This is a genomic window from Mesorhizobium sp. B2-1-8, assembly GCF_006442545.2.
Lineage (GTDB): Bacteria > Pseudomonadota > Alphaproteobacteria > Rhizobiales > Rhizobiaceae > Mesorhizobium.
Window position 1 is genome coordinate 4,741,230 of the sequence record NZ_CP083952.1, and the last position, 20,018, is coordinate 4,761,247.

General features: G+C 62.1%; 20 protein-coding genes. 9 read left to right on the top strand and 11 right to left on the bottom strand.

Annotated features, from left to right (window positions below):
- Positions 1 to 338: 338 nt before the first annotated feature.
- Positions 339 to 1,007: a glutathione S-transferase family protein gene (locus tag FJ970_RS23320; RefSeq protein ID WP_140755705.1), complete on the bottom strand. Its 669-nt coding sequence runs from the start codon at positions 1,005 to 1,007 to the stop codon at positions 339 to 341.
- Positions 1,008 to 1,161: 154 nt separating this feature from the next.
- On the opposite strand from FJ970_RS23320, the gene FJ970_RS23325 reads away from it, so the two are divergent.
- Positions 1,162 to 1,350: a CsbD family protein gene (locus FJ970_RS23325; protein ID WP_181178288.1), complete on the top strand. Its 189-nt coding sequence runs from the start codon at positions 1,162 to 1,164 to the stop codon at positions 1,348 to 1,350.
- A 34-nt stretch (positions 1,351 to 1,384) separates the two neighbouring features.
- Here the strand turns inward: FJ970_RS23325 and FJ970_RS23330 are convergent, their stop codons facing one another.
- Positions 1,385 to 2,518: a metallophosphoesterase gene (locus tag FJ970_RS23330; protein ID WP_140755709.1), complete on the bottom strand. Its 1,134-nt coding sequence runs from the start codon at positions 2,516 to 2,518 to the stop codon at positions 1,385 to 1,387.
- Positions 2,519 to 2,630: 112 nt separating this feature from the next.
- Between FJ970_RS23330 and FJ970_RS23335 the strand changes: the two genes are divergently transcribed.
- Positions 2,631 to 3,266 carry a hypothetical protein gene (locus FJ970_RS23335; RefSeq protein WP_227791880.1) on the top strand — a complete coding sequence of 212 codons (636 nt, stop codon included), beginning with the start codon at positions 2,631 to 2,633 and terminating at the stop codon, positions 3,264 to 3,266.
- Here FJ970_RS23335 and FJ970_RS23340 read toward each other — a convergent pair.
- On the bottom strand, positions 3,247 to 3,840 hold the full coding sequence (locus tag FJ970_RS23340) for a LysR family transcriptional regulator (protein ID WP_227791881.1): 594 nt from the start codon (positions 3,838 to 3,840) through the stop codon (positions 3,247 to 3,249). The genes FJ970_RS23335 and FJ970_RS23340 overlap by 20 nt on opposite strands.
- A gap of 109 nt (positions 3,841 to 3,949) precedes the next feature.
- Here FJ970_RS23340 and FJ970_RS23345 point away from each other — a divergent pair, with 109 nt between their 5' ends.
- The 4 genes from FJ970_RS23345 to FJ970_RS23360 all read left to right on the top strand — a co-directional run bounded on the left by FJ970_RS23345 (position 3,950) and on the right by FJ970_RS23360 (position 7,156).
- The gene (locus FJ970_RS23345; protein ID WP_140755711.1) at positions 3,950 to 4,429 is read left to right on the top strand and encodes a cupin domain-containing protein; all 480 of its coding nucleotides are present in this window, start codon (positions 3,950 to 3,952) and stop codon (positions 4,427 to 4,429) included.
- 155 nt (positions 4,430 to 4,584) lie between these two features.
- Positions 4,585 to 5,982: a class II fumarate hydratase gene (gene fumC / locus FJ970_RS23350; RefSeq protein WP_140755713.1), complete on the top strand. Its 1,398-nt coding sequence runs from the start codon at positions 4,585 to 4,587 to the stop codon at positions 5,980 to 5,982.
- Positions 5,983 to 6,203: 221 nt separating this feature from the next.
- Positions 6,204 to 6,626 carry a DoxX family protein gene (locus FJ970_RS23355; protein ID WP_127277320.1) on the top strand — a complete coding sequence of 141 codons (423 nt, stop codon included), beginning with the start codon at positions 6,204 to 6,206 and terminating at the stop codon, positions 6,624 to 6,626.
- Positions 6,627 to 6,748: 122 nt separating this feature from the next.
- Positions 6,749 to 7,156 (top strand): DoxX family protein, encoded by a 408-nt coding sequence (locus FJ970_RS23360; RefSeq protein WP_140755715.1) that lies wholly within the window; start codon positions 6,749 to 6,751, stop codon positions 7,154 to 7,156.
- 10 nt (positions 7,157 to 7,166) lie between these two features.
- Here the strand turns inward: FJ970_RS23360 and FJ970_RS23365 are convergent, their stop codons facing one another.
- Genes FJ970_RS23365 through FJ970_RS23375 form a run of 3 tightly spaced genes read right to left on the bottom strand, consistent with a single transcriptional unit; the run spans position 7,167 to position 11,568 of the window.
- On the bottom strand, positions 7,167 to 7,784 hold the full coding sequence (locus FJ970_RS23365; protein WP_140755717.1) for a hypothetical protein: 618 nt from the start codon (positions 7,782 to 7,784) through the stop codon (positions 7,167 to 7,169).
- Positions 7,785 to 7,840: 56 nt separating this feature from the next.
- A complete protein-coding gene (gene ppx / locus FJ970_RS23370; RefSeq protein ID WP_140755719.1) occupies positions 7,841 to 9,376 on the bottom strand; it encodes an exopolyphosphatase in 1,536 nt (511 codons plus the stop codon).
- Positions 9,376 to 11,568, bottom strand: a complete 2,193-nt coding sequence (locus tag FJ970_RS23375; protein ID WP_140755721.1) for an RNA degradosome polyphosphate kinase — start codon at positions 11,566 to 11,568, stop codon at positions 9,376 to 9,378. The genes ppx and FJ970_RS23375 overlap by 1 nt, the downstream gene beginning before the upstream one ends.
- 167 nt (positions 11,569 to 11,735) lie before the next feature.
- On the opposite strand from FJ970_RS23375, the gene FJ970_RS23380 reads away from it, so the two are divergent.
- Positions 11,736 to 11,981, top strand: a complete 246-nt coding sequence (locus FJ970_RS23380; protein WP_140755724.1) for a zinc-finger domain-containing protein — start codon at positions 11,736 to 11,738, stop codon at positions 11,979 to 11,981.
- A 10-nt stretch (positions 11,982 to 11,991) separates the two neighbouring features.
- A complete protein-coding gene (locus FJ970_RS23385) occupies positions 11,992 to 13,218 on the top strand; it encodes an FAD-dependent monooxygenase (protein WP_140755726.1) in 1,227 nt (408 codons plus the stop codon).
- A 19-nt stretch (positions 13,219 to 13,237) separates the two neighbouring features.
- Here the strand turns inward: FJ970_RS23385 and FJ970_RS23390 are convergent, their stop codons facing one another.
- From FJ970_RS23390 to FJ970_RS23410, 5 genes are all read right to left on the bottom strand, one after another.
- Positions 13,238 to 13,903: a TIGR02117 family protein gene (locus FJ970_RS23390; RefSeq protein WP_140755728.1), complete on the bottom strand. Its 666-nt coding sequence runs from the start codon at positions 13,901 to 13,903 to the stop codon at positions 13,238 to 13,240.
- Positions 13,904 to 14,019: 116 nt separating this feature from the next.
- Positions 14,020 to 14,769, bottom strand: coding sequence for an amino acid ABC transporter ATP-binding protein (locus tag FJ970_RS23395; protein ID WP_032919731.1), 750 nt, complete (start codon positions 14,767 to 14,769; stop codon positions 14,020 to 14,022).
- Positions 14,770 to 14,848: 79 nt separating this feature from the next.
- A complete protein-coding gene (locus FJ970_RS23400; RefSeq protein ID WP_140755732.1) occupies positions 14,849 to 16,006 on the bottom strand; it encodes an amino acid ABC transporter permease in 1,158 nt (385 codons plus the stop codon).
- Positions 16,007 to 16,010: 4 nt separating this feature from the next.
- Positions 16,011 to 17,198, bottom strand: a complete 1,188-nt coding sequence (locus FJ970_RS23405) for an amino acid ABC transporter permease (RefSeq protein WP_140755734.1) — start codon at positions 17,196 to 17,198, stop codon at positions 16,011 to 16,013.
- A gap of 62 nt (positions 17,199 to 17,260) precedes the next feature.
- A complete protein-coding gene (locus FJ970_RS23410) occupies positions 17,261 to 18,289 on the bottom strand; it encodes an amino acid ABC transporter substrate-binding protein (RefSeq protein ID WP_140755736.1) in 1,029 nt (342 codons plus the stop codon).
- Between the two features lie 526 nt (positions 18,290 to 18,815).
- On the opposite strand from FJ970_RS23410, the gene FJ970_RS23415 reads away from it, so the two are divergent.
- The gene (locus FJ970_RS23415; RefSeq protein ID WP_140755738.1) at positions 18,816 to 20,003 is read left to right on the top strand and encodes a cystathionine beta-lyase; all 1,188 of its coding nucleotides are present in this window, start codon (positions 18,816 to 18,818) and stop codon (positions 20,001 to 20,003) included.
- Positions 20,004 to 20,018 lie beyond the last annotated feature (15 nt).

Genomic DNA, 20,018 nt, shown 5'->3' on the forward strand with positions numbered 1-20,018 from the left:
GCTCGAAAGCGCGGATAACAAAAGTCAATCAAACAAATATCGACGAATTGCTTGTAGGGGTCTTTTGGCGGCTTGTCAAATTCGGATGACCCAAGCCGTGGATTCGCCAACCGCTGGCATCGCGGCGCACCGGATACCACGCCGCGTCAACTCGAAAAAAATCGCCGCATCCCGGAACCATCCCTGCAGACGCGCATTTTCTCCATGTCATCAGCAGTTCATGAGAGCAATCGAAAGAAAGGCTGATGGCAAAGACGCCCCCCGCGAGCTAACAGGCGCGAGGGGCGTTCTATTTGACGAGAACCATGCGCCCCATTTTTCGGAATCACGCCCCCGCCCTATTCGTCGGGGCCTGGTTCCGGCCATGTCTCCCTTGCGGCTTCGGCATACCATTGGCGCATTGCCGGTGTTGCCAGGACCGCGTCGACATAGGCCCTGGTGTCGGGCGCCAGCTCCCCGCCATAGGTGTCGAAACGGGTGACGACGGGCGCATACATGGCATCGGCCGTGGTGAAATGGCCGAACAGGAACGGACCGCCCTTGCCGTGTTTGTCACGGCACTCGCGCCACAGCGCCTCGATGCGGGCACGCTGGGCCTCGCCCTCGGCGTCGAGCGGCTTGTGTCCCTTCGGCCGGCGCAAATTCATCGGCCAGCCATAGCGGACTTCGCGAAACCCGGAATGCATCTCGGTCGCCGCCGAACGCGCCAGCGCCCGGGCGCCGATATCGGCTGGCCACAGCTTTTTCCCAGGAAAGAGGTCGGCGAGATATTCAAGGATGGCAAGGGTTTCCCAGACGATCCTGCCATCCTGATTCAAGGGCTTGTGAACCAGGACGGGCACCTGACCGGTCGGCGACACTTTCGCCAGATTGGCAAAAGTCTCGGGCGTGCGCAGCCGCACCAAGACCTCCTCGAACGGTATCTCCAGCTGCCGCATCGCCACCCAAGGCCTGAGCGACCAGGACGAAAAGCACTTGTTGCCGATATAGAGCGTGAACTCCGACATCTGTCCCTCCTTGGCGGCCTTTCTCCTTGCGGAGTGCGCTTGCCGGACCCTAGCCTGCCGGCCGCCGAAAGGCACCTGTTTTGCCGACACAGGCAGCGGCTGCTGGAACCGAAGCCGTGCCGGCTCGTTTGGCCAGGCGGACCAAACCCGGGAGATGCGAAAAATGGTGAACAAGGATCAGGTCGCCGGCGTGGCAAAGCAGGTGAAAGGCTCCATCAAGCAGGCGGCCGGCAAGGCGACCGGCAACAGACAGGCGCAGGCCGAAGGCATGGCCGACAAAGCCACCGGAAAGGTGCAGAAGGCCTATGGCGACGTGAAGGACAAGATCAAGAAAGCGCTTTGACCGCTGTGAAAAAGGCCGCGTCGAGCGGCCCTTTTCACGTCTTCAGCGACTTGCTGAAGGCGTTGGTGAAAATCACGTCGCCATGGTCGTCGCCGGCTTCACCCAACACGACGTCCAGGCTGTCGTCGGTGACACGTGCCAGAGCGAAGCCGCCCATATAGGCGGCTTTCGGCTTGACGAGGTCGAGGCCGTCGCGTTGATAGATCATCGGCACCTCATGCTGATGACCGTGGAAGACGGCAACGACGTTGTAGCCCTTCAGGGCCGCCAGCAATGCCTGACGGTCCGCATCGCTCCACCAATGCGACGCTCCCTTGCCACCCTCGTCGAATACTCTCTTGACGGGGTCCCATCGCTCCATCGAAAAACTGTCCCAGCCATAGTGCTGGAACAGGACGACTGGGCGGCCGTCCGCCGCATAGGTCGCCAGATCCTGCTTGAGCCAGGGCAGGCTGTTGTCGGCGCCATGGCCGGTATCGCCGGCGAAGCGATGGGTCTGCACCAGATGCAGGCCACCCCAGTCCCATGAATAGCAGTCGGTGTCGACGTCGTAGCTGGTGGCCGGCACGGGGGGCTTGAAGAACACCCCGGCACGATGATTGACCTCGACATAATCGCGCATTTCGCGCCGATACCAGTCGACATGATGCGGCGGACCGTTCTGATCGAGATCATGATTACCGAGCCCGACATAAACCGGAACATGCACGCGGTCGGGACCCATGCCTTGCTGATAGCGCTGGCTGAACTGCAGAAGTTGGGTGCCTTCGCTGGGCTCGGTGATCTGGCCGCCGCCATCGTCGGTGATGTCACCGCCGACGACAAGGCCGAGTGGCGTGCCGATGCGGCTGCCGGCCGCCCGCAGGCCCGTGGCGATGCCGTCGATCTCGGCTGGCCAATCCTTGTCACCGATGGCATTCAACGCCGCGACGTTGCGCAGCAGCGCCGCGTCCGTCTTGCCTTCCCGCTGGCAATTGGGGCTCAAGCCGCTTGCCATGCGGCAGGCATGGACATCGGCGACGAACAGGAAGGTGGCGTCGACAGGCTGGATGCGCTGCCCGGTCTGACCGAGCGCCGGGCGTGAAAGCGCACCGGCCGCGGCGAGACCGGCGGCCTGCACCAGAAAACTGCGGCGCGAGAGCAATGGGGACGAAGGGCGATTCATCATCGGGGAATTTCAGCATGGCGAGCGGGCGGCAGTAAAGTTCAGATCACGCCATTGCGATCGTCGTATGGAAGGAGCCGCCCTATCGTCATCGACAGCACGACAGGCGTCTGCCATGTCTAGGGGCATCCAGATCAAGCTCTATGGCAAGGGGAAGGCCATGAAGACCCTATCGGCTGGCATATCAGCGATCCTGTTCACCGCCGGCGCCGCGCATGGTGGCCCGTGCGTCGACGCGAAATCGGCGAGGAATGGCTTTGTCCTGGCAAGGCCCGGTATCCAAAGCGAATTTCGGCCAGCGGCAGGCGGGATGATCTCCGTCACCAACACTTACGAGCAGCAATCACCGCAGAAGCAGTTCCTGTATGCCGGCCTGATCGAGGTTTTTCGCGATAGCGAGACCGGTCGGCTGGCAATGATCCCATTTTCCGATCTGCGAAAACTGTTTCCTCTCAAGGCGGGAGCCAAGAGCACGATCGAGTTCGTCGAACTGTCGCCGAGCAAGCAGCCGAAGGCCACCAAGACGCTGACGCTGGCCGTCAAGGGCAAGGAGACCTTCAGCCTGGGCGACTGCAAATACAATGTGCTCGCCGTCAAGGAAACCTTCAAGAACGGAGCCGGAGAGACACTCGACGCCTTCACCGCGCTCTATTCGCCCGATCTGCAGGCCGCCCTCGCCCGGCGCTACGATGAAGGCACCAGCGCGGAATCGGTGAACGGTTACGAGACGATCAAGCCATTGGCCGAGTAGGAACCGACCTTCCGCGCTCGTCGGGGCGTCGACGGAAAAGCTGGGCTGTAGCCTGCCTCAAGTGCTGCCGAACCGCCGCAGCACCCTGCGACGTCGTCTCACCCCCGGATCGCGGACGCTCGAGTGCAGCGTCGATTTCATCGTCCTGGAGCAACCTCGAAACGTCGCCGCGCGCGCTGTCCAGAAAGCGGAACGACACACCGGGCGCCACCGCCGCGATGCGCGCCGCCAGCGGCGGCATCAGCAGCATGGAGAAGAAATCCGCGCCCATGAAGGTGAAGGTTCGCTCCAACCCGGCGGGATCGAAGTCCTTCCCAGTCTGGAAAACGCGTTCGATCTCGCGCAGTGCCGCGCGCACCGGCTCCGCCAGGCTTTCGGCGCGCGGGGTCGGCACCATGTCGTTGCCGTGCCGCACGAACAGCTGGTCGTTGAGGACATGACGCAGGCGATTGAGCGCCGCGCTCACTGCGGGCTGGCTCAGCCCGATCTGCTCGCCGGCGCGCGTTACGCTTCGTTCGCGCAAAAGCGCATCGAGCACCCTGACCAGATTGAGGTCGAGCGCATTTAAATTCATGGCATCAATCCGCCCCATACGATCATTCGATTTCCATCGGTCGCCAATCCTTGGTCAGGTAGCCGCAGACGCCGCTCGGTCGGCACCGCCAGCACTAGGGAGCGCTGTCATGACAATGATCAACAGGACCATCGCAGGCAAGGAACTCTTCTGGTTCAACAACACATTGGTTGCCATTGGGATTTCGTCGGCGGAGGGCGAGGACGGCATCTGTGTCGTCGAGCACCGCATGCCCCATGGCGATTCTCCGCCGCTGCATGTGCATCGGCACGAGGACGAGGTGTTTCATGTCCTGGAGGGACAGCTGCGCTTTCGGATCGACGGCCACGACCAGATCGCCGGTCCTGGCGAAACCATCATCGCGCCGAAAGGTCTGCCGCACACATACAGGGCCGAATCCGCAGAAGGCGCGCGCACTCTGACCATCACGCGCGGCTCCGATTTCGAGACGATGCTGCGCCAGACCAGCCGTCCCGCCGAACAGCTGGAACTGCCGCCGCTATCGGAGCCGACGCCGGAGATGATCGAGGCTCTGGTGCGGATCTGCGCGGAAAATGGCATCGACATTGTCGGTCCGCCTTTGAGTTGAGAACGCGAAGCTGCCGATCTCCCCTCCAAGGCTTCCAGTGAGGAGATCGGAAGCATCTTCAACCGATTTGCATTTCAGTCGCCCGCATTCTCCGCTTGAAGCCCGTTATGCAACGCGATACGCCCTTGCGCAAATCGACAGACCGGAGATTTCCCGTGAGCGCTGAAAAAACCAGAACCGAAACCGATACGTTCGGCCCCATCGAGGTCGCCGCCGACCGGTATTGGGGCGCGCAGGCGCAGCGGTCGCTGGGCAATTTCAAGATCGGTTGGGAAAAGCAGCCGGCTTCGATCGTGCGCGCGCTGGGGATCGTCAAGCGGGCGGCGGCGGAGGCCAATATGGAGCTCAAGCGGCTCGATCCGGCCATCGGCAAGGCGATCATCGAAGCCGCGCAGGAGGTCATCGACGGCAAGCTCAACGACCATTTCCCGCTGGTGGTCTGGCAGACCGGCTCCGGCACGCAGTCCAACATGAATGCCAACGAGGTGATCTCGAACCGCGCGATCGAAATGCTGGGCGGCGTCATGGGTTCGAAAAAGCCGGTGCACCCCAACGACCACGTCAATATGAGCCAGTCGTCGAACGATACCTATCCGACGGCCATGCACATCGCCTGCGCCGAGCGGATCATACATGACCTGATCCCAGCGCTGCACCACCTGCACAAGGCGCTCGCCGCCAAGAGCCGGGACTTCAATCACATCATCAAGATCGGCCGCACCCACACGCAAGATGCCACGCCGCTGACGCTGGGCCAGGAATTCTCCGGCTACGCGGCGCAGGTCGCCTCCTCGATCAAGCGTATCGAAATGACGCTGCCCGGCCTGCAGGAACTGGCGCAAGGCGGTACCGCAGTCGGCACCGGCCTCAACGCGCCAATCGGCTTCGCCGAGCGGGTGGCAGATCGCATCGCGGCCATCACCGGCATCGCTTTCGTTACCGCGCCGAACAAGTTCGAGGCACTGGCGGCGCATGATTCCATGGTGTTCTCGCATGGCGCGATCAACGCGGCTGCCGCGGCACTCTTCAAGATCGCCAATGACATCCGCTTCCTTGGCTCCGGTCCGCGCTCGGGCCTCGGCGAATTGTCGCTGCCGGAAAACGAACCCGGCTCCTCGATCATGCCTGGCAAGGTCAACCCGACGCAGTGCGAGGCGATGACGCAGGTCTGCGTGCAGGTCTTCGGCAACAATGCGGCGCTGACCTTCGCCGGCAGCCAGGGCCATTTCGAGCTCAATGTCTACAATCCGCTGATGGCCTACAACTTCCTCCAGTCGGTGCAGTTGCTCGCCGACGCTTCGGTCTCCTTCACAGACAATTGCGTCGTCGGCATCGAAGCGCGAGAGGACAACATCAAGGCGGCCCTCGACCGTTCGCTGATGCTGGTGACGGCGCTTGCGCCCACCATCGGCTACGACAACGCGGCCAAGATCGCCAAGACCGCGCACAAGAAGGGCACGACATTGCGCGAGGAAGCGTTGGCAACCGGACTGGTCAGCGAGGCCGACTATGACCGCCTGGTGCGGCCGGAGGACATGACGCATCCGTGGTAAGCACTTCCAGGAACAGCGCAAAGCCGTTTTCCGTCCCACGGCTGATATTTTTCGGCGGGAGAATTTGCTCCCGTCGCCGCACTGTCCGATACGAATTTCGCGCGTCCTGCCCAATCACGGAAATGTATATTCTGTGAACAATGTGTCGCCGCATAGCTGACTTTGGTGAACAGTCGGCATCGTCTATCTGAGTGGTCATTCAACCCATTCGGAGAGCCACCATGTCCATCAACACTTCCGCCGCCGGCGCCGGTACCGCGTCCAACAGTTCTGTCACCATCCTGCTCGGCCGTATCCTGCTCGCAGTCATTTTCCTGCTTTCCGGATTCGGCAAGCTCACAGCCATTTCCGGCACGGCCGCCTACTTCGGTGGCCTCGGCCTGCCGGCGCCGACGGCGACGGCCGTCATCGTCGGACTGATCGAACTGCTTGGCGGCCTTGCCGTCCTTGTCGGTTTCCAGACCAGGATCGCAGCCTGGGTGCTCGCTATCTTCACCATCGCGACCGGGCTGGTCGCCCACACCGGCTGGGCCGACCAGATGCAGATGATCCAGTTCCTCAAGAACCTCGCAATCACAGGCGGCTTCCTGCTGCTGGCCTCCTCGGGTGCCGGCGCCTATTCGATCGACGCCAAGCGCGGCTGACGCTTCCCCTCCCAAGGACCCTAAAGAAGCGGCGCGGAATTTTCCGCGCCGCTTTTTCGTTTTGGGATCACAGGCGTAGATTGCAATGGTCGCCGGCGACTGTGCCGGCAAGGGAGGGTGCCATGGCTCGCAATGCATTGCTTATGGTTTCGCGGCTGCTGTTTGCCGTGCTGTTCGTGCCGTCCGGTTTCCAGGCGCTCGCCAACATTGGCGGCACCACCAGCTATTTCGCCGGCCTTGGTCTGCCGCTGCCGGCGCTCGCCGCCTGGTGCACCGGCCTTTTCGAGCTGATAGCGGGGCTGCTGATCCTCGTCGGCTTCCAGACGCGGATCGTGGCGCTGCTGCTGGCCGCCTTCTGCGTCGCGGCCGGCTATATCGGCCATTATGGCCAAGGCGCCGGCGATGCGACGCTCGCTTTCCTGCACCAGCAGATGCTGATGAAGGATATCGCGATATCGGGCGGTTTCCTGGCGCTCGCCATGGCCGGCGGGGGAGCATGGTCGGCCGATGGAAAGGGCGTCACAGGCTAGGAAAAGGCCGTCAGTCGACGAAGACGAAGTTAGCGAGGCGGCTCAGATTTATGGGCTGCGAGGCAAAGGCGCGATATCCCATCCGCCCGATCCCTATATAGAGACAAACCTGCTTTTTCTGCACCGCCATCGGCACCCATTCAGAGCCGAATTCGCTGCCGTTCCGGACGTAATTCCGAAGATTGCTGTCTATTGCAACGTAGATGTACCCGTCTGATTGGATCAATTCTCGTCTCTTCAGGTAGGGTAACAGGTCGGTCCGGCCGAAAACGGACCGGATCTCACCACCGATCGTCTGTGCTCTATCGGCGAGAACTTTATTGACACCAAAAGAACAGGGCTCAATAGTTGAGAACAAGCTGTCCCTACCCATAGAGTTCATGGCCATGAATACGTCATCGCTAGGCTTGAATACGAAGTAGTTAATCGTTTCTCCGTTCGGAGGCAGGCCAAACATTCGGTGAAAATTGAAAGGGCGTTTCGTAATATCGCCCCCCGGATAGGACCGATCGAATTCAAATGTCCCTTTGGACACGACGGACAGCGTGAAAAGCGTTTGCGCACTGGTTGACCCGAAGAGCGAGAGATACAGGGCCGAAAATATCACAACCAGCCGACCGACCTTCATGTCTCCACCCCAATCGTCGCACTTTTCCAGCTTACCCCAGGTAAAGTACTGCCAAGCTACTTTACAGAAACGCTCTGCCCGCCCTCGACCGCCAACTCCAGGCGGCGGTTGGTGATGCGCGCCAGTTGCGCCAACCGGCCGGCCGGGCGCTCGCCGTAGAGGTCGGAAAGCGAAGCCGGCAGCACCAGCGCCAGCGCGCCGTTGGGGCGGCTTTCCCATTTCAGCCTCGGCATGATGCCGGGCATCGCGGCCGTCAGCAGGTAGACGACGCGCATCATCGCCGCCAGCACGCGGGCGCGCTCCAACAGGCGGGGCGGCGCCAGCGCCTTGATTTCGGGCGCCACCAATTCATTGAAGACGCCGTCATGACGGTAGGCGTTGGTCAGCGCCAGGTAGGCGCGGCCGGGATGATCGACGCCGATGAAGGACGCATGCGCGATGATGTTGAGCGACTGCTTGCCGCGATATTCCGGATGAGCGCGCCAGCCGATATCGGCGAGCAGGCAGGCGGCGTGGCGATAGCGCGCTTCGTCTTCCGTCTCGTCGATGCCGAATGCCTTGAAGGCCTTGCCGGTCCATTCGACCAGATCATGCGCATGATGGACCGAACGCGAGCGCAAGAGCGCAAGCTCCTCGGCGGCCGAGATCAGCGGATCGGCCTTCTGCTCGGCCGCGTCGAGCAGCGAATAGAGAAAACCTTCGCGCACGCCTTGCGCCGAAACGACGATCCTGGACGGCTGCATCGCCGTCATGATCTCCTGCAGTACGAGAGCGCCGTATGGCAGCAGCGAGCGGCGGTTCTTGGAGACGCCCTCGATACCCCTCACCTTTTCGACCTCCCCCCTGGCCACCTGCTTGAGGAACGTTTGAGCACTTTCGGCCGATACCTCGTAGTTGTGCATGACGCCGAGCGGATAGTTGTTCATCTCCATGTGCAGTCTGGCGAGGTTTCGCCAGGTGCCGCCGACAGCGTAGAAAGTCCTGCCCTGCCCGCCCTTCAACAGCTTGGCCCGGGCCAATTCCTGGCGCGCGATCTTCTGCGCCTGGACGAGCGAGTTCTTCGCCATGTCCTGCAGGCGCAGGCCGCCAAGCGGCAGCGTGATGCCGTCGCCGATGGCCTCGCCATCGATGTCGATGAGCTCCAGGCTGCCGCCGCCAAGGTCGCCGGCAATGCCGTTGGCCGGATGGAAGCCGGAGATGACGCCCAGCGCGGAATAATGCGCTTCCTGGCGGCCGGAGAGCACGCGGATCTCGGTCTTCAGCACATCCTGGGCGCGATGGATGAAATCGGGACCGTTGATCGCCTCGCGGGCCGCGGCGGTTGCCAGCACGTACATGTGTTCGGCACCGGCCTGGTCGGAGAGCGCGCGGAAACGGCGAAACTCCTCCATCGAGCGCGCCACCCCTTCGGGGTCGAGCTTCCCCGTCGACACGATGCCGCGGCCGAGGCCCGCCAGCATCTTTTCGTTGAACAGCGTGGTCGGCGAACGCGCCAGCCCCTCATAGACGACAAGACGGATCGAATTGGAGCCGATGTCGATGATGGACAGCGGTCGGCGGTCCTGCAGCCGGCCCTGGGATTTGGACAGCATCAGGCGGCGGCGTTCTTCTTGCGGCGCTTGAACTGCGCGATACGCTTGGGCGCATGCGATTTCAGCGCGTCACCCCGTCCCGACAGGCTCGGATTGGTCATGAAATATTCCTGCGCGTTGAACGGTTCCTCGCCCTCCTCCAGCACCACGCGCCGGGAGGTTCCATCAGCCAATACGTCGAAACTTTGCTGATTGTCCATGATGTTGCCCAGCATGATCTGGCCCAGAATCTGTTCATGCACAGTTGGATTGGTGATCGGCACCATGGTCTCGACGCGGCGGTCGAGATTGCGCGGCATCAGGTCCGCCGAGGAGATGTAGACAATCGCCTCGTCCGAGGGAAGGCCATGGCCGTTGCCGAAGCAATAGATGCGGCTGTGCTCGAGGAACCGGCCGACGATCGACTTGACCCTGATGTTCTCCGACAGGCCCGGCACCTGCGGCCGCAGACAGCATATGCCGCGCACGACAAGGTCGATTTCCACCCCGGCGCGGCTGGCGTCGTAGAGCGCATCGATGATGATGGGGTCGACGAGCGCGTTCATTTTCATCCAGATGCGCGCCGGCCGTCCCTCCAATGTGTGGGTGACCTCGTCTGAAATGTGCTGAAGGATGCGGTTCCTCAGCGTGAACGGCGATATCGCCAGCCGCATTTCGGCGGTCGGCTCGGCATAGCCGGTGATGAAATTGAACAGTTGGGCGACGTCACGGGCGATTGTCGGATCGGTGGTGAAGAAGGACAGGTCGGTGTAGATGCGCGCGGTGACCGGGTGGTAGTTGCCGGTGCCGAGATGGACGTAATTGCGCAGCTTGCCGTCCTCGCGCCGCACCACCAGCGACATCTTGGCGTGGGTCTTGAGTTCGAGGAAGCCGAACACGACCTGCACGCCGGCGCGTTCGAGATCGCGCGCCCAGCGGATGTTGGCCTCCTCGTCGAAACGCGCCTTGAGCTCGACCAGCGCCGTCACCGACTTGCCGGCCTCGGCCGCGTCGACAAGCGCACGCACGATCGGGCTGTCGTTGGAGGTGCGATAGAGCGTCTGCTTGATCGCCACCACTTCGGGGTCGGCCATGGCCTGGCGCAGGAACTGCACCACGACGTCGAACGACTCGTAGGGGTGATGGACGACGATGTCCTTCTCGCGGATGGCGGCAAAACAGTCGCCGCCATGCTCGCGGATGCGCTCGGGAAAGCGTGGGTTGTAGGGTATGAATTTCAGGTCGTCGCGGGGGACGGAGACGATCTCGGAGATCTGGCTGAGCGCCAGCGGCCCGGTGAGCACGCTGATGCGGCTCGACGAGACGCCAAGCTCGCCGGCGACGAAATCGCGCAATTCTCCAGGCATCAGCATGTCGAATTCGATGCGGATGACCGAACCGCGGCGGCGCCGCTTCAGCGCCGTTTCGAACAGCCGCACTAGGTCTTCCGATTCTTCCTCGACCTCGATATCGCTGTCGCGGATGATGCGGAACGTGCCGGAGCCCTTGACCTCGTAGCCGGGGAACAGCTTGCCGATGTAAAGGCCGACCGCCTCTTCCAGCGGAATGAAGCGGACATGGCGCTTGCGGTCCGGCAGGCGGATGAAGCGCTTCAGCGCCACCGGCAGGCGCAGCAGCGCGCTCATCTCTTCGCCATTCTTGCGGTGGCGAAGCTGCAGCGCCATCGAGAAGCCGAGATTGGGAATGAACGGGAACGGATGCGCCGGGTCGATCGACAGAGGAGTGAGCACCGGAAACACCTGCTCCTGGAAATGCTCTTCCAGCCAGGTCTTCTCGTCCTTGGTCAGCGCATCACGGGTGATGCTCTCGATGCCTTCCTTGTTGAGCAGCACCGTGAGTGCCGAAAGGCTCTTCTGCTGGTCCTCCTGCAGCCGTTCGACCTCACGCAGCAATTGTTCGAGCTGCTGTTCGGGGGTGCGTCCGTCCGGGCTTTTCAGCACGATGCCCTCGCGCACCTGGCCGGCAAGGCCGGCGACGCGCACCATGAAAAATTCGTCGAGATTGGCGGCCGAGATCGACAGGAAACGGACGCGCTCCAGCAGCGGGTGATGGGTGTTCAGCGATTCTTCGAGAACGCGGCGATTGAACTGCAGCCAGGAGAACTCGCGGTTGACGAAACGGTCCGGATTGCCTTCCGGGCTCGCTGCCGTGACGTTGTTGAATTCGCTCTGTACCGGCTTCAGTTCGTTCATGATTCCTGCTCTTCCGCCCGCCTCGGCCGGTTAACCGGCTTAACTTATCCTGTGGCAGGCTTTTGCGACAGTTCTCTGACAGGCTTTTGCGACAGTTTGATTTCATCGAACTTGCAAACAGGCTTGATATGATCCAGATGCAGAGAGACTGCGTTAAGGAGACGACGATGGCAGGCGGTTCCATTCCCCATTTCCAGAACGATGCGGGCCATCCGGCAATCGACATCGGGGTCAAGGAATTCATGTGCACGGGCGCCAACCCGCCTTTTGATCATCCGCATGTGTTTCTCGACATGGGCGACGACAATGAGAAAGTCTGCCCCTATTGCTCGACCCTCTACCGCTATTCGCCGAAGCTGAAGGCAACGGAAACGCAGCCGGCGGGCTGCCTCTACATCGACCAGGCCGCCTGACCTCCCGACCATGAGCGAGACGCGGTCCCGGCAGGTCGTGATTGCCGGGGCTGGAATCGCCGGGCTGACGGCGGCGATTGCCTTCGCCGAGCGCGGCTACCCCGTAAAAGTGTTCGAACAGGCCAAGCGCCTCGAAGCGGCGGGCGCCGGCATCCAGCTCTCTCCAAACGCGACGCGCATTCTGCGCCAGCTTGGCGTTCTCGACACGCTTCTTGCCAATGCCGTCAAGCCGGAAGCCGTGGTGCTGAAGGACGCCGCGAGCCTGCGCCAACTGGCGCGCGTGCCGCTTGGCGGCGCCGGTGAGGAACGCTGGGGCGCGCCCTATCTCGTGGCGCACCGGGCGGATCTGCAAGACGCCCTGATGGCGCGCGTCGCGCAAATGCCCGACATCCAGCTTACCACCGGCGCGCAGGTCAGCAGCGTGGCCTCCGGTTCAGTCGGTATCACCATGACAGACGGGGTCGGCCGCAAGATCATCGATACCGAAGGATCTCTGCTGGTCGGTGCCGATGGCGTCTGGTCAGCGGTGCGCAGGTTTGGCGTAACGTCCGCCCAAAGCAGGTTTTCGGGCGAATTGGCATGGCGCACCACGATCTCGGTCGACAGCGCTGCCGGCAATGCGTTTGCCGCGATCGGTGCCAGCGACTGCGTCACCACCTTCCTGCACCCCGGCTTTCATTTGGTCGCCTATCCCGTGAGCAAGGGGGACGCGTTCAACCTTGTCGCTTTCACCAAAGGCGAGCGCATTGCCGAAGGCTGGTCAGGCCTTGCCGATCCCAGCATCCTCGCCAGCGCCATGCGTGGCACGGCCGCAGGCCTTGCAAGACTGGTGGAATTGGCTGGCCCATGGCTGACCTGGCCGCTCCATACAGTCGAACGGAAGCAGCCCTGGACCGTGCCACCCGGCATCGCGCTGATCGGCGACGCCGCACATGCGATGACCCCGTTCGCAGCACAAGGCGCTGCCATGGCGATAGAGGATGCCGCGACGCTTGCCACTTTGATCGCCGACTTCCCCGGCGACCTGACGCAAAGCCTCACCATCTGGGAGAACCTGAGACGACCGCGCATCGAAAAGGTGCTGAAACGCGGCGCGCTCAACCGCCTCGCCTGGCACGCCCGGGGACCGGTGGCATTGGCGCGCAATCTGTTTCTGGCGACACGGCCGGGAGAGAATCTCGCGGCGGACTTGGACTGGCTTTATGGGTGGCGGCAGCAGCAGATCATCCGTCGCTGAAAGGAGCCCGCGGCAAAAGCTAATTGTACAGCCGCATCGACAACCCAAGCGACGCCGGCAGCGGGTTCCACCAGCCGGTGCGCAGGCCGGCGGTGCGCAGTGCCGCCGCCGTCCAGGTGTTGCAGCCCATCAGCGCGTTGAAACGGCCATTGGCCTCATAAAAGCGGTCGAAATTGGAGTAGGCGGCATTGTCGATGACGATCGGGCCGCTCGGTCCCTGCTGAAAACTCGCTTCGATGAAGTCGAGCAATGCGGCAAAATGGTCCTTGTCCACGTCGAAGCCGGCGACATCGGGATGCGGCTCGGAGATATCGCCGGCCACGTCGACATGCATCACCGAAGCGTCGAGTGTCAGAGCCTTGAATACGGGCAGCGCCTTCACTTGCGACCATGTCGGCGTTTCAAGGTAGAAGGCGCGCCCACCCCAGCCGAAGACAAGGTAGTGCACTTCGGGTGCGTCCGAAGGCAAGCCGGCATAGGCCAGGAAACGGAAGCGCCGGCGCACCTCGTCGTCCACCGGAATGGCGATGTCGGTGTGGATCGCGTTCTTTAGTACCAATATGCGCCGCGTGCCCTCACCCGCGGCGGCCGCCGGCCAGAGCGGCCGCGGCACCAGCGTGCCGAGCGCCACGGCGAGCACCACTGCTGCAACCAGCATGACCAGGAAACGCAGGAGTTTTTTCATCGGTGCGGCTTCGCGGTTTCGTCGCGGCTCAATGAAGGCGACCATTATCCGATCGGCCAGACGCAAAAAACCCGGCCGTGGCACGGCCGGGCTTTCTCGAATCGGCGCCAGTCCGCTCAGTGCAGGATCTGCGACAGGAACAGTTTCGTGCGCTCATGGCGCGGATGATCGAAGAACTCAGCCGGCGTGTTCTGCTCGACGATCTGGCCCTGATCCATGAAGATCACCCGGTTGGCGACTTTCCGCGCAAAGCCCATCTCGTGGGTGACGCACAGCATGGTCATGCCTTCCTCGGCGAGGCCCACCATGGTCTCCAGCACTTCCTTGATCATTTCGGGATCGAGTGCCGAGGTCGGCTCGTCGAACAGCATGATGCGCGGGTTCATGCACAGCGAGCGGGCGATAGCCACGCGCTGCTGCTGACCGCCGGAAAGCTGGCCCGGATATTTGTTGGCCTGCTCGGGGATCTTGACGCGCTTGAGGAAATGCATGGCGATTTCCTCGGCCTGTTTTTTCGGCGTCTTGCGCACCCAGATCGGCGCCAGCGTGCAGTTCTCCAAGATGGTCAGATGCGGGAACAGGTTGAAGTGCTGGAACACCATGCCGACCTCGCGGCGCACCTCGTCGATCTTCTTCAGATCGTTGGTCAGTTCCTTGCCGTCGACGATGATCTTGCCCTTCTGGTGCTCTTCCAGCCGGTTGATGCAGCGGATCATGGTCGACTTGCCGGAGCCGGACGGTCCGCAGATGACGATGCGCTCGCCGCGCATCACCTTCAGATTGATGTCCTTGAGCACATGGAACTCGCCATACCATTTGTGCATGGCGACGATGTCGATGGCGACATCGGTGGTGGAAATATGCATCTTGGCGGCGTCGACCTTGATCTCTTCCGCGCCGACGGCGTTTTCGGTGGCCATGGCTGGGGTCCCCTTGCTTTTTTGTTTAGCGTTTGTAGCCGGTGTCGAGCCGGCGTTCCGTGTACATTGAATAGCGCGACATGCCGAAGCAGAACAGCCAGAAGATGAAGGCCGCGAAGACCAGGCCGGATTTCGCGGTCTGCGCCGTCGCCCAATTGGCATCGGAGAAGTTCTGCTTGACGATGCCGAGCAGGTCGAACATCGAGATGATGAGAACCAGGCTGGTGTCCTTGAACATGCCGATGAAAGTGTTGACGATGCCGGGGATGACCAGCTTCAGCGCCTGCGGCAGCACGATCAGCCCCATCTTCTGCCAGTAGCCGAGGCCGAGCGAATCGGCGCCTTCATACTGGCCCTTCGGGATCGCCTGAAGGCCGCCGCGCACGACTTCGGCCATGTAGGCGGCCGCGAAAAGCGACACGCCGATGAGCGCCCTCAGATACTTGTCGAAGGTGACGCCGGCCGGCAGGAACAGCGGCAGCATGACGCTGACGAAAAACAGGACGGTAATCAGAGGTATGCCGCGTACGGCTTCGATGAAGATGATGCACAGCATCTTGACGATCGGCATCTTGGAGCGCCGCCCGAGCGCCAGCACGGTGCCCAGCGGCAATGACACGGCGATACCGACGAAGGACAGGCTCAGCGTGATCAGCAGACCGCCCCAGCGGGAGGTTTCGACATGCGGCAGGCCGAACATGCCGCCAACCAGAAGGAAGAAGGCAACGATCGGCAGCACCAGGAAGAGCAGGATCGCGTTCAGCCCCTTGCGCGGTACACGCGGTATCAGCATCGGCACCAGCAGTGCCGCGAACAGGATGGCGACCAGTATCGGCCGCCAGCGCTCCTCAATCGGATAGGTGCCGAACATGAACTGACCGAATTTGGCATTGACGAAAGCCCAGCAGGCGCCGCTCCAGCCGTCGGGCTGAATGCCGCCTTGCGCGACGGTCGCGCAGACCGTGCGGTCCGGCCCGGTCCACTGGGCGGAGAGGAAGGCCCAGTTGATGACCTGCGGCAGAATCATTGCCACGATGACAACGCCGAGGATCGTCAGGATGGTGTCCCCGGTGGTCGCGATTAGATTCTTGCGCACCCAGGCGACCGGCCCTCGTTCGCTCGTCGGCGCCCGCTCGGCCAACGCCATCTCGGTGCGCACCCAGGCCAGATCGTGTTCCTGCATGGCCTTACCTTTCCACCAGCGCCATTCTGGCGTTGACCACGTTCATGACCGCCGAGGTCACCAGGCTGAGTATGAGGTAGGCGACCATCATGATCAGCACGCCCTCGACCGCCTGTCCGGTCTGGTTCAGAACCGTGCCGGCGGTCGCTGTCAGGTCCGGATAGCCTATTGCGATCGCCAGCGACGAGTTCTTGGTCAGGTTGAGATATTGGCTGGTCAGCGGGGGGATGACGATGCGCATGGCCTGCGGCACCACGACCAGCCGCAGGACTGACCCGGACCGTAGGCCAAGTGCGGCGGCCGCCTCGGTCTGGCCCTTGCTGACGCCCCTGATGCCGGCACGCACGATCTCGGCGATAAACGCCGCCGTATAACAGGACAGAGCCAGATAGAGCGAAAGGAATTCCGGCTTGACCTGAAAACCGCCGGTCAGGTTGAACGTCGATTGTTTCGGAAAATCGAAGGTCACCGGAAAGCCGCTGAGCGCATAAGCGAGCAGTGGCAGGCCGACGATCAATCCCACGGAGGTCCAGAACACCGGAAATTGCTGGCCGGTCGTCAACTGCCGTTGACGTGCCCTGTGGGCAACGAACCACGCCATGGCGAGCGCGACGACGAGCGCAACCAGGATCAGCCAGGAGCCGTCGCCCCAGATCGCGCTCGGAAAATAGAAGCCGCGCTGGTTGAGGAAGGAGCCGAAGGGCAGATGATAGGAGTCGCGCGGCGCGGGCAGCACGGCGAGCACGCCCGAATACCAGAAAAAAATGACCAGCAGCGGCGGGATGTTGCGGAAGATCTCGACATAGACCGTGCAGATCTTCTGGATCAGCCAGTTATGCGACAGCCGGCCAATCCCAACGACAAAGCCGATGATGGTGGCGGTGATGATGCCGACGACCGCGACGATGATGGTGTTGATGAGGCCGACGATGATCGCGCGGCCATATGTCGAGTCCGACGTGTAGGCAATGGGCGTCTGGCTGATATCAAAGCCCGCGCGACCCTTCAGGAAGCCGAAGCCGGACGCAATGTGCAGGCGCTGCAGATTATCGATGACGTTGTTTACGACCCACCAGATGGAGCCGAACAGAAGGATAACCACAAGCGTCTGAAACAAGAGGCTGCGTATTCTCGGGTCATTGATGAAGGAGCCGCGGTTCGGCTCTTCGCTCAGAATTTCCTGCGAAGCCATGGACCATCCCCTGGAAAGAGAAACCGGGAGGCAAACGATTTGCCTCCCGGATCACGTTTCGATCAGCGGATCGGCGGACCATATTGCAGGCCGCCCTTGGTCCACAGCGCGTTGATGCCTCGCGCGATCTTGAGCGGGCTGCCGGAGCCGACATTGCGCTCGAACATTTCGCCGTAGTTGCCGACGGCCTTGATGATATTGACGACCCAGTCGTTGGAGAGGCCAAGATCAGACCCGTACTTGCCGTCGGGCTCGGTGCCCAGCATGCGCTGGATGTTCGGGTCGTTCGAGGTCTTCATCTCGTCGACGTTCGCCTGGGTGACGCCGGCCTCCTCGGCGTTGAGCAGCGCGAAGTACGTCCACCGTACGACATGGGCCCACTGGTCATCGCCCTGGCGCACGGCCGGGCCGAGCGGCTCCTTGGAGATGATCTCGGGCAGCACGACATGATCTGCTGGCGAAGCCAGCGTCAGGCGAATGCCGTAGAGGCCGGACTGGTCGGTGGTGTAGACGTCGCAACGGCCGGAGTCATAGGCTGCGTTCACTTCTTCGAGCTTCTCGAAGACGACGGGGTTGTACTCCATCTTGTTCTTCTTGAAGTAGTCGGCGAGGTTGAGTTCGGTCGTCGTGCCGCTCTGCACGCAGACGGCGGCGCCTGAAAGCTGCAGCGCGGAGTTCACGCCCGGCAGCTTCTTGGCGTTGATCATGAAGCCCTGGCCGTCATAGTAGGTGACGCCGACGAAATCCAAGCCGAGCGCGCTGTCGCGGTTACTGGTCCAGGTGGTGTTGCGCGACAGGAGATCGATCTCGCCGGACTGCAGCGCGGTGAAGCGCTCCTTGGCGCTGAGCGGCGTAAACTTGACCTTGGAGCCGTCGCCGAAGACCGCGGCCGCCACGGCGCGGCAGAAATCCGCGTCCAAGCCTTTCCAGTCGCCCTTGTCGTCCGGCGCGGAGAAGCCGGCTAGACCGGTCGAGACGCCGCACTGGATGAAGCCCTTCGCCTTGACGGTGTCTAGCGTGCCGGCCGACGCGGCCGACGCCATCAATCCGAGCGTGGCGGCGCCAAGAATGCCGATAGCAATATGTTTCATGACCCACAGACCCTTTTCTGTTTTTTCAGGCAAACCCTGATCTTTTTTCCCTTGTGAACGCAGCTCCCAGCCCGGCCCATTCCCGAAACCCCGCATCGCAAACCGACGCACCGCCTCCCATTCACGAACAGCATCGAAGGCGATAATTCCCGTGAGGTCAAGGAAAATGACCGAATTCCAACGGGTTTGAAAATCGATTGCCTGAAATGCCTGAATTGCAGACAGATGCGCCCGCGATTTAGTCAAAAGCGCGAATTAACTCGGCAAAGCTCATTTGACGCAGATGTGAGCCGGCGCCGCGAATCCATGCCGGTTACAATAGCTGGCTACAGTAGTCGACCGGCGGCGAGCGAGCTTCCGACAAGTACTGCCGCATGCGCATGGCCAGATTCAGGATCAACTCCGGCGATGTCTTCCGGACCCGGGAATTGGCATATCCGAAGTCCATTCCTGGCGGACAGCGGGCTGTTGCACGGCCCACGACGCCGCACTATGGCTAGCGCCTTATCAAACAAGGCGACCAAGAATGGCGAAAGACGGCAGCGAGCAGGGTTCCCGAAAGATGGGCATCAACACGCGGCTTGCCCATTCGGGCAACAACCCGCACGACTATTTCGGCTTCATCAATCCGCCCGTGGTGCATGCCTCGACCGTGCTGTTCCCCAATGCCGCCGCGATGGCCGCACGCAACCAGAAATACACCTACGGCACGCGCGGCACACCGACTACCGATGCCCTTGCACAGGCGATCGATGCGCTGGAAGGATCCGCCGGCACGATCGTGGTGCCATCGGGCCTGGCGGCGGTGACCATTCCGCTGCTCGCCTTCGTTTCGGCGGGCGATCATCTGCTGATCGTCGATTCCGTCTATCACCCCACGAGAAACTTCGCCGACACGATGCTGAAGCGGTTGGGCGTCGAGGTCGAGTATTATGCGCCCAATGTCGGCGCCGGCATCGCGGCGTTGATCAAGCCGAACACCAAAGTGGTGTTCACCGAATCGCCGGCCTCCAACACGTTCGAGGTGCAGGATATTCCGGCGATCGCCAAGGCGGCGCATGCGGCCGGCGCCATCGTGATGATGGACAACACCTGGGCGACGCCGCTCTATTTCCGGCCGCTCGACCATGGCGTCGACATCTCGATCCACGCGGCGACGAAATATCCGGCCGGACATTCGGACGTGCTGCTCGGCACGGTCTCGGCCACTGAGGCCTGCTGGAAGCAACTCTACGAGAGCTTTTGCACGCTTGGCTGCTGTGCGGGACCCGACGATGTCTATCAGGTGCTGCGCGGCCTGCGCACCATGGGCGTGCGGCTGGAGCATCATCAGCGCAGCGCACTTGCCATCGCCTCGTGGCTCGAAGGCCAGAAGGGCGTGGCGCGCGTGCTCCACCCTGCCCTTCCCAGCCATCCGGATCACGATCTCTGGAAACGCGACTTCTGCGGTTCGAGCGGCATCTTTTCCATCGTGCTTGCCGGCGGCGACCAGAAGGAGCAGCACGCTTTCCTGGACGCACTGCAGATCTTCGGTCTCGGCTACTCCTGGGGCGGCTATGAGAGCCTTGCGGTACCGGTCTGGCTTGGCGACCGAGTTGTCGCGAAAGGCCCTTATGAAGGTCCGTTGATCCGCTTGCAGATCGGCCTCGAGGATGTCGACGACTTGAAGGCCGACATCCTGCGCGGGCTTGCGGCGGCAGCACGCACGGGCTGACGTCGAAAGCGTCAG